Raw genomic sequence first — 13,573 nt, forward strand, 5'->3', positions numbered from 1 at the left:
CCACCCGCACACCACGACCGAGGAAGGAGGAACGAGAGGGGGAGAAACCGCCACGCCGCACCGAAACGGGGGACCTGGCCTGCCTGACGAGAGGGAGAGCACAGCTCATGGCCAACCACACCACCGCCACCCCGCACCACCTCCGACACCCGGCGCGCGTCGGGCTGGCCGCGATCGCCGCCACCCTGCTCGCCGCCACCACGGTGACCGCCCTCGCGGTCACCGGCACCGCCACCCCGGCTTCGGCGGCCGGGTTGTCCCCCTTCGACATCTCGGGCCGTGGCGCGACCGTCCCGTTCATCGAGCAGGAGGCGGAGAAGGCAGCCTCCAACGGCACGAGGATCGGCCCGGACCGGCGCTACGGCACGCTGCCGTCGGAGGCGTCCGGCCGCGAGGCGGTCACCCTCGACTCCGTCGGCGAGTACGTCGAGTTCACGCTCACCGCCCCGGCCAACGCGGTCACCTTCCGGCACAGCCTGCCGGACAGCCCGGCCGGCACCGGCCGGGACGCCGCCCTCGACCTGCGGGCCAACGGCACCCTGCTGAAGTCGGTGCCGGTGACATCGCGGTACGGCTGGTACTACGGCGGCTACCCGTTCAACAACAACCCGGGCGACACGAACCCGCACCACTTCTACGACGAGACCCGGGCGATGTTCGGCACCACCTACCCGGCCGGTACGAAGATCCGGTTGCAGGTCTCCTCGACCGCCCAGTCGCCCTCCTTCACGATCGACCTGGCGGACTTCGAGCTGGTGGGCGCACCGATCAGCAAGCCCTCCGGTGTGCTCGACGTGGTCACCGACTTCGGCGCCGACCCGAGCGGCGCGACGGACTCGACCGCGAAGTTCCAGGCTGCGGTCGACGCCGGAAAGGCCCAGGGCCGGGCCGTCTGGATCCCGACCGGCACGTTCACCCTCTGGGATCACGTGGTGGTCGATGGGGTGACCCTGCGTGGCGCCGGCCCGTGGTATTCGGTGCTCGGCGGGCGGCACCCCACCGACCGCAAGCGGGCCGCCGGCATCTACGGCAAGTACGTCCCCGGCGGCGGCTACACCGGCGAGATCCGGGCGCACGAGGCCGGCGGGCCGAGCCGCAACGTCACCCTGCGGGACTTCGCCATCATCGGCGACATCCGCGAGCGGGTGGACGAGGACCAGGTCAACGCCCTGGGCGGGGCGATGACCAACTCGGTGGTGGACAACCTGTGGCTGGAGAACACCAAGGTCGGGGCGTGGATGGACGGCCCGATGGACAACTTCACCATCCGCAACAGCCGCATCCTGGACCAGACCGCCGACGGGGTGAACTTCCACACCGGCGTCACCAACTCGACGGTGACCAACACGTTCGTCCGCAACACCGGCGACGACGCCCTGGCGATGTGGGCGCAGAGCGTGCCGAACGTCAACAACTCGTTCACGCACAACACCATCGGCGTGACGCTGCTGGCCAACCATCTGGTCAGCTACGGCGGTCGGGACATCAAGATCACCGACAACGTGACGGCCGACTCGCTGACCAACGGCGGTGGCATCCACGTCGCCAACCGCTACCCCGGTGTGCAGGGCGACACCGCGGTCCGGGGCACCTGGACGATCGCCCGGAACACCTTGATCCGCAACGGCAACTCGGACTACAACTGGAACTTCGGCGTCGGGGCGATCTGGTTCTCCGCCCTCAACGAGGCGTTCCAGCAGGCCACCATCAACATCACCGACACCGACATCCTGGACAGCTCGTACGCCGCGCTGCACTGGATCGAGGGCCAGACCAGCGGGATCAACCTCACCAACGTACGGATCGACGGCGCCGGCACGTACGCGCTCCAGGTGCAGGCGCCCAGCCAGGTGTCGTTCACCAACGTGCGCGCCACCAACATCGCGCAGAGCAACCCGATGCACAACTGCGTGGGCGGCGGCTTCCAGATCACCCAGGGTTCCGGCAACTCGGGCTGGTACACGTCGACCCCGTACTGCGGCCCGTGGCCGGAGCCGCAGTGGGGTGGCGGCCCCAGCACCCCGCCGACCACCGGCCCCACCACCGCGCCACCCACCACCGCACCGCCCACCACCGCACCGCCGACCACGCCGCCCCCGACCACGCCGCCGCCCACCGGCGGGAACCTGGCGCTGAACCGGTCGACGACCGCGACCAGCACCAACCAGAGCTACACGGCGGGCAACGCCGTGGACGGCAACGCGGCCACCTACTGGGAGGGCGCCAACAACGCCTTCCCGCAGTCGCTGACGGTGGACCTGGGCGCGGCCCGCTCGGTCGACCGGGTGGTGCTCAAGCTGCCCGCCGGCTGGGAGCAGCGCACCGAGACGCTGTCGGTGCTCGGCTCCACCGACGGCTCGTCGTACAGCACCCTGGCGTCGTCCGCCGGTCGGGTCTTCGACCCCGGCACGGGCAACACCGTGTCGATCGGGCTGCCCTCCGGTGACCGCCGCTACATCCGGGTCACCGTCACCGGCAACACGGGCTGGCCGGCCGCCCAGCTCAGCGAGGTCGAGGTGTACGGCGGCACCGCCACCACGCCGCCGCCGACCACCGCCCCACCGACGACGGCCCCACCGACCACCGCCCCGCCGACGACGCCCCCGCCCAGTGGCAACCTCGCGGCCGGACGGTCGATCACCGAAACCAGCCACTCCGACGTGTACGCCGCGCCCAACGCGGTGGACGGCAACGCCAACACCTACTGGGAGAGCGCCAACAACGCCTTCCCGCAGTCGCTGACGGTGGACCTGGGTGCCACCCGTTCGGTGTCCCGGGTCGTGCTGAAGCTGCCGCCGTCGTCGGCGTGGCAGACCCGTACGCAGACGCTGTCGGTGCTCGGCTCCACCACCGGCTCGTCGTTCACCACCCTGAAGGCGTCCGCCGGCTACACGTTCAACCCGGCCAGCGGCAACACGGTCACCGTGACCTTCACGGCGACCAGCCAGCGGTACCTGCGGCTGACCGTCACCGGCAACACCGGCTGGCCCGCCGGCCAGCTCAGCGAGTTCGAGGTCTACTCCAGCTAGGCCGACGGCCCCCGCCCGAGCAGGGCGGGGGCCACCGGTCGGGGAGCCCGGCGCAGCGCGGCGCCGGCCCGCCCGCACCCGTCCCGCACCGTCCCCCACCTGTCGCGGCACGACGGGCGTACCCCTGCACCCGTCACCGGGCAACGCACCCACACCACCCCCGAAAGAGGTGTAGCCACCCATGTCCAGAAACGGCCCCACCCGAGGCACCCCGCGTGCCGGCTCGCCCGGTCCCGTCCCCCGAGCCGACCGAGCCCACCGACTGCCGGCCGGCCGGCGGCTGCTCGCCGGCGCGCTCGCCGGACTGCTCCTCGCCGCCGTCCCCGCCCTCACCCCGGCGACCGCGGCACCGGCGGCGAAGCCGGCTCCGGCCCCGGCCGGGTCCGCCCGCGCGGCCCTGCTCGCCGGGCTCTCCGCCAGCATGAGCGCCAGCAGCTACAACCAGAACTACGTCGCGGGCAACGCCAACGACGGCAACGCGTCGACCTACTGGGAGAGCGCCAACAACGCGTTCCCGCAGTGGATCCAGGCCGACCTCGGCGCCACCGTCAACGTGGACCGGGTGGTGCTCAAGCTGCCGCCCTCGTCGGACTGGCAGACCCGCACCCAGACGCTGTCGATCCTCGGCTCCACCAACGGCTCGTCCTTCACCACCCTGAAGGCGTCCGGCGGCTACACGTTCGACCCGGGCACCGGCAACACCGCGACCGTCAGCTTCACGGCTGCCAGCACCCGCTACGTACGGGTGCAGGTAACCGGCAACACCGGCTGGCCGGCCGCCCAGTTCTCCGAGGTCGAGGTGTACGGCGCCAGCGGCAGCACCGACACCCAGGCCCCCAGCGCCCCCGGCAATCTGGCCTACACCCAGCCCGCCAGCGGTCAGATCCGGCTCACCTGGTCCGCGTCCACGGACAACGTCGGCGTGACCGGGTACGACGTCTACGCGGGTGGCGCGCTGCGCGGCAGCGTCAGCGGCTCGACGCTGACGTACACCGACAGCCAGCCGGACACCGCCACGGTCTCGTACTACGTGCGGGCCAGGGACGCGGCCGGCAACCAGTCGTCGAACAGCAACACGGTGACCCGCACCGGCACCGGCACCCCTCCCACCGGCACCAACCTGGCGGTCGGCAAGCCGATCACCGCCTCCGGGTACGTGCACACGTTCGTGGCGACCAACGCCAACGACAACAACGTGACCACCTACTGGGAGGGCAACGGCAACCCGAGCACGCTGACCGTGCAGCTCGGCGCGAACGCCAGCCTCAGCCAGGTCGTGCTGAAGCTCAACCCGGACTCCGCCTGGGGTACGCGTACCCAGAACATCACAGTGCTCGGCCGCGACCAGGGCTCGTCGACCTTCACCACCCTGGTCGGCGCGGCGAACTACACCTTCAACCCGGGCAGCGGCAACACGGTGACCATCCCGGTCTCCGGGGCTGCCGCCGACGTACGGCTCTCGATCGCCTCGAACACCGGCGCCCCGGCCGGGCAGGTGGCCGAGTTCCAGGTCATCGGCACCCCCGCGCCGAACCCGGACCTCACCGTGACCGGCATGTCGGTCAGCCCGTCCGCGCCCGTGGAGACCAGCACCATCACGCTCTCGGCCACCGTGCGCAACGCCGGCTCGGCGGCCTCCGGCGCCACCGACGTCAACTTCTACCTGGGCTCCACCCGGGTCGGCACCGCGTCGGTCGGCGGCCTCGCGGCCGGCGCCTCGACCACGGTCAGCGCCAGCATCGGCACCCGCGACGCGGGCAGCTATCCGCTCAGCGCGAAGGTCGACGAGTCCAACACCGTCGTCGAGCAGGACGACACCAACAACAGCTACTCCAACCCGAGCCCGCTGGTGGTGAGCCCGGTCGCCACGAGTGACCTGGTCGCCTCGGCGGTGGCCTGGTCGCCGGGCAACCCGTCGGCCGGCAGCACGGTCACCTTCTCCGTGTCGATCCGCAACGCCGGCAGCGTGGCCTCCGCGTCCGGGTCGCACGGCATCACGCTCACCGTGCTCAACGAATCGGGCACGGTGGTGCGTACCCTCACCGGCTCGTACTCCGGTGTGATCAACGCCGGGGCCACCGTCGGCCCGGTCGACCTGGGCACCTGGACGGCCGCGAACGGCAAGTACACCGTCCGGGTCGTGCTCGCCGCCGACAGCAACGAACTGCCGGTCAAGCAGGGCAACAACACCAGCGACCGTCCGCTCTTCGTCGGGCGCGGCGCCAACATGCCGTACGACATGTACGAGGCCGAGGACGGCGTGGTCGGCGGCGGCGCGGCAGTGGTGGGCCCGAACCGGACCGTCGGCGACGTGGCCGGTGAGGCGTCCGGCCGGCGTGCGGTGACGCTCAACTCGACCGGCAGCTACGTCGAGTTCACCACCCGGGCCAGCACCAACACGCTGGTCACCCGCTTCTCCATCCCCGACGCGTCGGGCGGCGGGGGCATCAACTCCACGCTGAACGTCTACGTCAACGGCACGTTCCACAAGGCCATCGACCTGACGTCCCGCTACGCCTGGCTGTACGGCAACGAGACCAGCCCGGGCAACTCGCCGAGCGCGGGCGGACCGCGGCACATCTACGACGAAGCCAACGTCATGCTCAACTCGACCGTGCCGGCCGGCAGCAAGATCCGCCTCCAGAAGGACGCGGCCAACACCACCACGTACGCGATCGACTTCATCAACACCGAGCAGGTCTCGCCGATCGCGAACCCGGACTCGGCCCGCTACGCGACGCCGGCCGGCTTCACCCACCAGGACGTGCAGAACGCCCTGGACCGGGTGCGGATGGACACCACCGGCAACCTGATCGGGGTGTACCTGCCCGCCGGCAACTACTCCACCTCGTCGAAGTTCCAGGTGTACGGCAAGGCGGTCAAGGTGACCGGCGCCGGGCCCTGGTACACCCGGTTCAACGCCCCCTCCGGCCAGGAGAACACCGACATCGGCTTCCGGGCCGAGAACTCGGCGGCCGGATCGTCGTTCGCGAACTTCGCCTACTTCGGCAACTACACCTCGCGCATCGACGGGCCGGGCAAGGTGTTCGACTTCGCCAACGTGTCGAACATCGTGATCGACAACATCTGGGCCGAGCACCAGGTCTGCCTCTACTGGGGCGCCAACACCGACTACATGACGATCAAGAACTCGCGGATCCGCAACCTGTTCGCCGACGGCATCAACATGACCAACGGCAGCACCAACAACCTGGTCAGCAACAACGACGCCCGGGCCACCGGCGATGACAGCTTCGCGCTGTTCTCGGCGATCGACGCGGGCGGCGCGGACATGCGGGACAACATCTACGAGAACCTGACCTCGACCCTGACCTGGCGGGCCGCCGGTGTGGCCGTCTACGGCGGCTACGGCAACACGTTCCGCAACATCTACATCGCGGACACGCTCGTCTACTCCGGCATCACCATCAGCTCGCTCGACTTCGGCTACCCGATGAACGGCTTCGGCGCGAGCCCGCCGACCCGTTTCGAGAACATCTCGATCGTGCGGGCCGGTGGGCATTTCTGGGGCGCGCAGACCTTCCCGGCGATCTGGGTCTTCTCCGCCTCGAAGGTGTTCCAGGGCATCCGGGTCAGCGACGTGGACATCGTCGATCCGACCTACAGCGGCATCATGTTCCAGACCAACTACGTCGGTGGGCAGCCGCAGTTCCCGGTCACCGACACGGTCTTCACCAACATCTCGATCAGCGGCGCCCGCAAGAGCGGTGACGCCTACGACGCGAAGTCCGGCTTCGGCATCTGGGTCAACGAGATGCCCGAGTCCGGGCAGGGGCCGGCCGTCGGGTCGGTGACCTTCAACAACCTGCGGTTGAGCAACAACGCGGTGGACATCCGCAACACCACCTCGACCTTCACCATCAACCGCAACTGAGTCAGGCCGTACCGGATGCCGCCGGGAGGTTCACCCTCCCGGCGGCATCGCGCCGTGCCGGCCCTCGCCGGCGGCGAACCGGGCCGCCCCGGCCGCCGCGTCGGTGGCCAGCGAATCCATCCCGTACGCCAGCTCGGTCGCCAGCGCCTCCGCCTCGGGCCGTCCGGCGCCGGCCAGCACGGCCGCCCGGTCGTTGCGCAGGCAGGTCTGCGGATGCCGGGCGATCGCCGCGGCCAGCTCCTCGGCCGCCGCCCGCGCCCGGCCCGGCGGCACCACCCGGTTGACCAACCCCATGGTGTACGCCTCGTCGGCGGGCACCGCCCGCCCGGTGAGGATCAGGTCCAGGGCACGGCTCTCACCGATCAGCCGGGGCAGCCGGACCGTCCCGCCGTCGATCAGCGGCACTCCCCAGCGTCGGCAGAACACCCCGAGCGTGGCGTCGGACTCGGCGACCCGCAGGTCGCACCAGAGTGCCAGCTCCAGGCCGCCGGCCACCGCGTACCCGGAGATCGCCGCGATCACCGGCTTGCTCAGCGCCATGCGGGTCGGACCCATCGGGCCGTCTCCCTCCGGCTCGACCCGATTGCCGCTGGCCGTGCCGATCGCCTTGAGGTCGGCGCCCGCGCAGAACGTGCCGCCGGCACCCCAGAGCACGGCCACCGCCGCGTCCGGGTCGGCGTCGAACGAGCGAAAGGCGTCCGCGAGTGCCCGCGCGGTCGGCCCGTCGACCGCGTTGCGGGCCGCCGGGCGGTCCAGGATCACCGTCGTCACCGGCCCGGCGCGCTCCACCCGTACACCCATCGGCCCATGGTGCCTGGCGGAGCGCCGGAGCGCACCCACCGGAGCATCCGCACACGTTGCTACAGGTCCGTCACCGCCGACCGGTTTGCGACGGCGTTCGCCGGGAAGTCGGTCCTCGTGCGAGAGATCCTGACGAAGATCGAGCAGGCGTCCCGGCTGGACCGGGTGGGTGACCGGCTGCAACGGGTGGTGCTGGGCACGCTGCGTCCACGGCGGTTACGCGACCTCCTGCACGGGGTGCCGCTGGGCCATCCCCTGCACCCGGCGATGGTGCAGGTGCCGGTGGGCTCCTGGATCAGCGCGGCGGTGCTGGACCTCATGCCCGGGCAGCGCCGGGCTGCCACCGCGCTGGTCGGGCTGGGCACCGTCAGCGCCGTGCCGGCGGCGATCGCCGGCCTGAACGACTGGGTGGCCCTCGCCCCCGACCAGCGGCGCGTCGGCCTGGTGCACGCCGCCGCGAACGGCATCGGCCTGACCTTCTACGCCGGCTCGCTGGCGGCACGGCTCTCCGGCCGGCACGGTATGGGCCGCGCTCTCGGCTTCCTCGGGCTGTCCGCCGCGAGCCTCGGGGCCTACATCGGCGGGCACCTGGCGTACAAGCAGGGGGCGCAGGTCAACCAGAGCATCTCCGAGCTGCGCCGGATGAGCGACGGTTGGCACTCGCTTGTCGACATGTCGGCCCTGCCGCAGCGCACGCTGGTGACCCGCGAGGTGGACGACGTCTCGGTGATCCTCTACCGCCACGGCGACGAGGTCACCGTCATGCTGGAGCGCTGCCCCCACCAGAGCGGGCCGCTCGGCGAGGGCGAGGTCCAGGAGATCGACGGCCACGCGTGCGTGGTCTGCCCGTGGCACGGCAGCGCGTTCCGGCTCAACGGCGGCGAGGTCGTACTGGGGCCCTCCGGCAACGACCAGCAGATCCTGCCCACGCGGATCCGCGACGGCGTGCTCCAGACCCGCGTCCCCTGACATGCTCGGCTGAGCGCGACCGGACGCCGTCGGGCTGGTGTCGCTCCCCGTCGACATACCGCAGAGTCATAGATATACCTCTGAGGTATATCGCTTTCCAGACCATCTGCCGCCGCATGCTGTCGCGCGACCGGTCAGCTTCGCCGGTGCCGACCGGTCGATGGCTCGTCCGGCACGGCATCCCAGTCGGGCCCGCCGGCGGCCGGTCCGCGCTGGTCACGACCGGTCCAGCCTTCGTCGCCGGTCCAGGCCTCCTCGCCGGTCCAGCCCGGTGCCGCACTCAGGGCCGGGTCTCCGGTGGGCGCCGCCGTGCTCTCGGTGGCCGCTGCCGCGCGGCTGGCGGCCCATGCGGCGCCGCTGCTCCGACCGCCGCTGCGGGAGCTGCCGCCGCTCCGATCCGCGCCGCGCCGGGGCGCGCGGGCAGCCGCGGCCAGCCGGGGAGCCGCGCCGGCGGTGGCCGGGCGGCGGCGCAGGCCGAGCACCGCGCCGATCTGGGCGCCCACGATGCTCGCGACGGCCAGCACGGCGGAGACCGCCAGCGGTCGGTTCACCCGGTCGGTGGTTCCGGCCCGCGCCGCGCCGACGGTCATCGGGGGTACCTGACCCGTCGACTCCGTACCGCCGGGGGGCGCCTGCTCCGCCCGCTCCGGCGCGGTCCGCTCGGGCGCCGGTCGCGGGGCCGGCGGCCTGGGCGCGGCGGGCCGGCCGACGAGTTTTCCGGTGGCGTGCGGGCGGGCGCCCTGGTCGGCGGCCTCCGCTGGCAGCCGGAGCAGTTGGCCGGGGCGAATCCGATCCGGGTCGTCCAGCCGGTTCAGCTTGGCGAGCTGTCGATAGTCGCCGAACTCGTCGAGGTACCGCTCGGCCACCTCGCCGAGGTAGTCGCCCCGCGCCACGCGATACACCGGGGCCGCCTGGTCACCGGCGCTCGGCCCGTCAGGCGCGACCAGCCCGAGCGGCTCGCTCCCGGCCATGCCGAGCGGCCCGCTCCCGGTCATCCCGAGCGGCCCACCTTCGGGCAGTCGGGCGGCTCCGGTCGAAGCGCTCGACTGGGCGTACGCCGGAGCGGTGTAGACCGCCGCGGCGCTGGCGGCGGCCGGGCTGGCCGCGAGGATCAGCGCGACCGAACCGACCAGCGCGGCGGCGGCCTTCTGCTGGCGGCTCATCCCCGGCAACTTCGGCGCCGGCCGGCGCAGGGTCTGCGCGCCCAATTCGACGATGACGGAGAAGGCGAACGTGGCCCAGCCGAACCAGCCGGCCAGCGCCAGGGCCCGCAGGAAGAGCTGCCCGTCGTCGCGGCTGGTCAGGGCGGTGCCCACCTCGGCGAGGGTGGGCAGATGGTCGGGCAGGGGATTGCCCGCGAAGGCGAGCAGCGCGACCGGCGCGCCCGCAACCAGAGCGCAGAGCACGACGAGCGCACCGACGCCGGTGAGGACGCGTCCGGTCCGCCGTACGACGGACCGACCCGATGCGGACATGGCGGCCTTCCTTCCTACGGTCCTGCGGTGATGGCCCGCGCGGTCGCCTCGCCGGTGACGGTGACCCGGTCGGCGAAGCCGAACAGCCCGAGCATCGAGCGGCGGTAGGTGATCGTGACGCGTACCCGGACGACGGTCTCCCCGGCGATCTGCGGGAAGCTCACGGTGTGGCCGGTGGTGCCGGCGGCGGAGAGATAGTTGGCGACCGCGACGCGGGCCTGCGGCTGGTCGATCCGCGTCGGCCCACCCTCGATCGCGGTGGCCCGGTCGATGGCCTGCCCGCCCGCGCGGGCCGCCTCCGCGGCGAGGTTGTCCGCGCGTTGCAGCGTGCGCAGCTGACCGGCGCCGTCGAACGAGAGACCCACGATGGCCAGTACGCCGATCATCGCCACCGCCAGGAAGATGCTCACGCGGCCGTGGTCGCCGGAGAGCGGACGGACGGTCATCGCCGGCTCCGGTAGCGGTCAAGTGGTGAGGTGAAGCTCGCCTCGACGCGGTTTTCGCTGGGCATGCCGGGCACGGCCGAGAGGCGCAGATCCCGGAAGGACACCCGGCAGGCGACCGTGACGGTGACTGTCGCATCCTGGCCGAGCGCGCTGCGGTAGGCCCTGTCGAAGCTGGTGGTGGCGCCTCCGACCGAGCCGCTGAACGTCACGGTCGGAGTGCCGCTGCAATTCAGCCCTCGCCAGTCCAGCTGCTGCTGAGCCGCCTCGCGGGCTTCCCTGCGGGCGTCGGCCGCACTGCGGGAGATCGAGGCGGCGCGGGCCGCGTCGTGGGCGGCGGCGTCGATGGCCTCCGCCGCCACCGCGCTGCGTCCGGCCACGCCGGCCAGCACCATCAGCGCGATGAACGCGGGTGCGAGCACCGCCACCTCGATGGAGACCGAGCCCCGCTCGGCGGGCCGGTTCACGGCGGGGTCACCCGCTCCACCGTCCCGTGCGCGGTCTGCTCTACCGCGAAGTCCACACCGGGCACCACCGACAGGGATCGGCCGGTCACCGTGCAGGTCACCTCGACCGCGGTGGTCACGCAGGTCGGGCCGGTCCTGTCCCAGCCCAGCAACCAGCCGCCGGTGGCGGACAGGAACCGGGTGGCGCTGGCCTTCCCGGCGCTGTCGGACGCGTTGTAGAGCCGCTGGGCGTTGACCCCGCTCTGGGCGGCGTTCAACGCCGTGGAGCGGGCCAGGAAGACCGCCGAGACCTGGAGCGAGGCGAACAGGAGCACCAGGATCAGCGGCATCACCACGGCCAGCTCCACCGGGTTGGCACCCCGCTCCCGGTCGCCGGCCACGAGGCGACACCGGGCGGCGAGAACCGCCCGGCGCCACCTTCCGGACGCGGCTCGGCGCATGCCGGCTACTTCGGGTTCGTGTGGTTCGGGATGGCCTTCATCCAGTCGTTGGCCTTGCCGAGGGCCAGGCCGGTGACGATGGTCGCCACGAAGACCAGACCGAAGATGATCACGGCGGTCGGTACCGGGCTGTCGCCGCGCTCGCCGTCCCGCCGCAGCTCGGCGAAGCGCGTCGTCACCACGACGTGCAGGTAGGTGAGGATGGACATGGCGTACTCCTTCTCGGGGGTCGGATCAGACACGGGCGATGAACGGATAGACGACGAAGCCGAGCAGCACGAAGACGAGAAGTGCGCCCGGGATGTCGAGTCGGCTGGTCACGCCCTCGGCGCGGGCCAGGTTGTCGGTGCGGATCTGGTCGCGCAGCGAGTCGGCCCGGCTGCGCAGGGTCTCGTGCACCTGCGCGCCCTCGCTGCCGGAGGAGCGCATGATCGCGCCGACGTCGCCCAGCTCCGGGATGCCGATCTTGTCGGCGAGGTCACGCAGCTCGTCCCAGGGCGCGTGCATCTGCATCTGGGCGATCCGCAGCGACTCCTGAAGCCGGTCGAACACCCAGCCGTCACAGACCGCGGCGGCCCGCTCCAGCGACTGCACCGGCCCGTGCGCGGCGGAGAGCTGCAGAGCCACCAGATCCAGGTACGTGCAGACGGCCTGGCGGAACTCGTCGCGGGCGGCGTCCGCCTTTGCCAGCACCGAGCGGTGCGCCAGCAGGCCGGCGATCAGCGCCATGCCGAGGCCACCCAGCACCGGTACGACAAGCGGCAGCGAGACACCGAGCACGAACAGCGCCACCCCGAGCAGGGTCGGCGTGGCCAGTCCGATGAGCGCGGACAGCAGCACCGACAGCGCGTACTGCTCGGGGGTCTGACCGATCAGGGCGAGCTGCCGGTGCGGTGGTCGCAACCAGCGGGACAGCCCGGTCAGCCAGTCCAGCCGGCGGGAGGCGGGAGCGGCCACCCGCCCGGTGCCCGGCGGCTGGTGCAGGCGGCGCAGCGCCGGCCCGAGCGCGGGGGTCGCCGGAACCAGCTCCCGGATCACCAGGAACAAGCCCAACCCGATCGTCGCCCCGCCACAGACCGCGACGGCCAGGTGCCAGTTGAGGATCACCGCGACCGCCTTCCGGGGCTGCGCCGCGCTTCGCCGCTCGCGCTCACGCGATCACCTCCTGCGGGTCGGGGGCCGGCAGGAACCGGGCCGGCCGCTGCGGCTGGCTCATCGACCGCACCCAGGCCAGCAGGCCGATGAATGCGGCACCGAGAGCGGCCATCACCACCTGACCCGTCGGTGTGCCGTACGGCTTGATGTATTCGGTGTTGACCAGCCCGTACGCCAGCGTCGCCAGCGTCATCCCGGTCAGGAAGCGGACCGCGAACCGGGGCTGGGTGCGCTTGGCCTCGATCTCCCGGCGGGTCGCCACCTCCGCGGCCGCCGCGCCGGCGATCGAGCCCAGCACGTCGCCCAGCCGCTCACCCCGGTCGGTGAGGTGCAGGATCAGCGCCGCCACGACCTGGTCGCAGACCGGATCGCCGATCTCGTCGGCGAACGCCAGCAGCGCGGAACGGGCCAGCCAGCCGGCCTGCAACCGGGCGGCGAGCAGCCGTACCTCGTCCTCGATGCCGGGTGGCACGCTGCCGATCGTGCTGATGATCGCCTGTTGGAGGCCCTGCCCCGTACCGGAGACGTCCTTGAGCCGGCGGGTCCACTCGCCGACGGCCTCGATCCGGGCGATCGCCCGCTGCTCGGCCTTGCCGACGGCGAACAGCCAAGGCGTGCCGGGCACCGCCACCGCCACCAGCAGGCCCACCACCGGCAGCCCGGTCAGCAGGAACGCCAACGCCCCGGCGACCACCGCGGTGAGCAGCAGCGCCTGGTAGGCCCGCCGCTCGGCTGGAGTGGCGCCGGAGCCGCGCCAGAGGCGGCTCAGGCCGGGCCCCGCTCCCGGGCCGGCCCCGGCGGGCCGGCGGCTGCCCACCAGCGCGACGACCGCCAGCAGCAGCCCGGCCACACAGGCGGCCCCGGAGACCACAGCGATCAACTCCAGGCTGTTTCCCATC

The 13,573-nt window shown here is 72.2% G+C and carries 10 protein-coding genes and 1 pseudogene; 3 read left to right on the plus strand and 8 right to left on the minus strand.

Going from position 1 to position 13,573, the window contains the following annotated elements; genetic code table 11:
- Positions 1-107 precede the first annotated feature (107 nt).
- Positions 108-3,029: a discoidin domain-containing protein gene (locus ABZU53_RS08330; RefSeq protein WP_355064674.1), complete on the plus strand. Its 2,922-nt coding sequence runs from the start codon at positions 108-110 to the stop codon at positions 3,027-3,029.
- Between the two features lie 181 nt (positions 3,030-3,210).
- On the plus strand, positions 3,211-6,924 hold the full coding sequence (locus ABZU53_RS08335) for a discoidin domain-containing protein (RefSeq protein WP_355064676.1): 3,714 nt from the start codon (positions 3,211-3,213) through the stop codon (positions 6,922-6,924).
- 30 nt (positions 6,925-6,954) lie between these two features.
- On the opposite strand, the gene ABZU53_RS08340 is transcribed toward ABZU53_RS08335, so the two are convergent.
- On the minus strand, positions 6,955-7,725 hold the full coding sequence (locus ABZU53_RS08340; protein WP_354853568.1) for a crotonase/enoyl-CoA hydratase family protein: 771 nt from the start codon (positions 7,723-7,725) through the stop codon (positions 6,955-6,957).
- A gap of 117 nt (positions 7,726-7,842) precedes the next feature.
- Between ABZU53_RS08340 and ABZU53_RS08345 the strand changes: the two genes are divergently transcribed.
- Complete coding sequence (locus ABZU53_RS08345; RefSeq protein WP_354853571.1) at positions 7,843-8,694, plus strand: Rieske 2Fe-2S domain-containing protein; 852 nt, start codon at positions 7,843-7,845, stop codon at positions 8,692-8,694.
- Between the two features lie 452 nt (positions 8,695-9,146).
- Here ABZU53_RS08345 and ABZU53_RS08350 read toward each other — a convergent pair.
- The 7 genes and pseudogenes from ABZU53_RS08350 to ABZU53_RS08380 all read right to left on the minus strand — a co-directional run.
- Positions 9,147-10,169 (minus strand): annotated as a pseudogene (locus tag ABZU53_RS08350) (LysM domain-containing protein); the annotation flags it as partial.
- Positions 10,170-10,183: 14 nt separating this feature from the next.
- Positions 10,184-10,615 (minus strand): pilus assembly protein TadG-related protein, encoded by a 432-nt coding sequence (locus ABZU53_RS08355; RefSeq protein WP_354853574.1) that lies wholly within the window; start codon positions 10,613-10,615, stop codon positions 10,184-10,186.
- Positions 10,612-11,079 (minus strand): TadE/TadG family type IV pilus assembly protein, encoded by a 468-nt coding sequence (locus ABZU53_RS08360; RefSeq protein ID WP_354853577.1) that lies wholly within the window; start codon positions 11,077-11,079, stop codon positions 10,612-10,614. The genes ABZU53_RS08355 and ABZU53_RS08360 overlap by 4 nt, the downstream gene beginning before the upstream one ends.
- Positions 11,076-11,519 (minus strand): TadE/TadG family type IV pilus assembly protein, encoded by a 444-nt coding sequence (locus ABZU53_RS08365; protein ID WP_355064678.1) that lies wholly within the window; start codon positions 11,517-11,519, stop codon positions 11,076-11,078. The genes ABZU53_RS08360 and ABZU53_RS08365 overlap by 4 nt, the downstream gene beginning before the upstream one ends.
- A 5-nt stretch (positions 11,520-11,524) precedes the next feature.
- Positions 11,525-11,728 (minus strand): hypothetical protein, encoded by a 204-nt coding sequence (locus ABZU53_RS08370; protein ID WP_354853908.1) that lies wholly within the window; start codon positions 11,726-11,728, stop codon positions 11,525-11,527.
- A 25-nt stretch (positions 11,729-11,753) separates the two neighbouring features.
- Positions 11,754-12,623 (minus strand): type II secretion system F family protein, encoded by an 870-nt coding sequence (locus ABZU53_RS08375; protein ID WP_354853911.1) that lies wholly within the window; start codon positions 12,621-12,623, stop codon positions 11,754-11,756.
- 46 nt (positions 12,624-12,669) lie between these two features.
- A complete protein-coding gene (locus tag ABZU53_RS08380; protein WP_355064680.1) occupies positions 12,670-13,572 on the minus strand; it encodes a type II secretion system F family protein in 903 nt (300 codons plus the stop codon).
- Position 13,573 lies beyond the last annotated feature (1 nt).

The organism is Micromonospora sp. NPDC005194 (assembly GCF_040608335.1).
Classification (GTDB): domain Bacteria; phylum Actinomycetota; class Actinomycetes; order Mycobacteriales; family Micromonosporaceae; genus Micromonospora.

Coding starts and splice junctions, on each gene's coding strand:
- ABZU53_RS08330 (WP_355064674.1), top strand. CDS start 108: ATGGCCAACCACACCACCGCCACCCCGCACCACCTCCGACACCCGGCG.
- ABZU53_RS08335 (WP_355064676.1), top strand. CDS start 3,211: ATGTCCAGAAACGGCCCCACCCGAGGCACCCCGCGTGCCGGCTCGCCC.
- ABZU53_RS08340 (WP_354853568.1), bottom strand. CDS start 7,725: ATGGGTGTACGGGTGGAGCGCGCCGGGCCGGTGACGACGGTGATCCTG.
- ABZU53_RS08355 (WP_354853574.1), bottom strand. CDS start 10,615: ATGACCGTCCGTCCGCTCTCCGGCGACCACGGCCGCGTGAGCATCTTC.
- ABZU53_RS08365 (WP_355064678.1), bottom strand. CDS start 11,519: ATGCGCCGAGCCGCGTCCGGAAGGTGGCGCCGGGCGGTTCTCGCCGCC.
- ABZU53_RS08370 (WP_354853908.1), bottom strand. CDS start 11,728: ATGTCCATCCTCACCTACCTGCACGTCGTGGTGACGACGCGCTTCGCC.
- ABZU53_RS08380 (WP_355064680.1), bottom strand. CDS start 13,572: ATGGGAAACAGCCTGGAGTTGATCGCTGTGGTCTCCGGGGCCGCCTGT.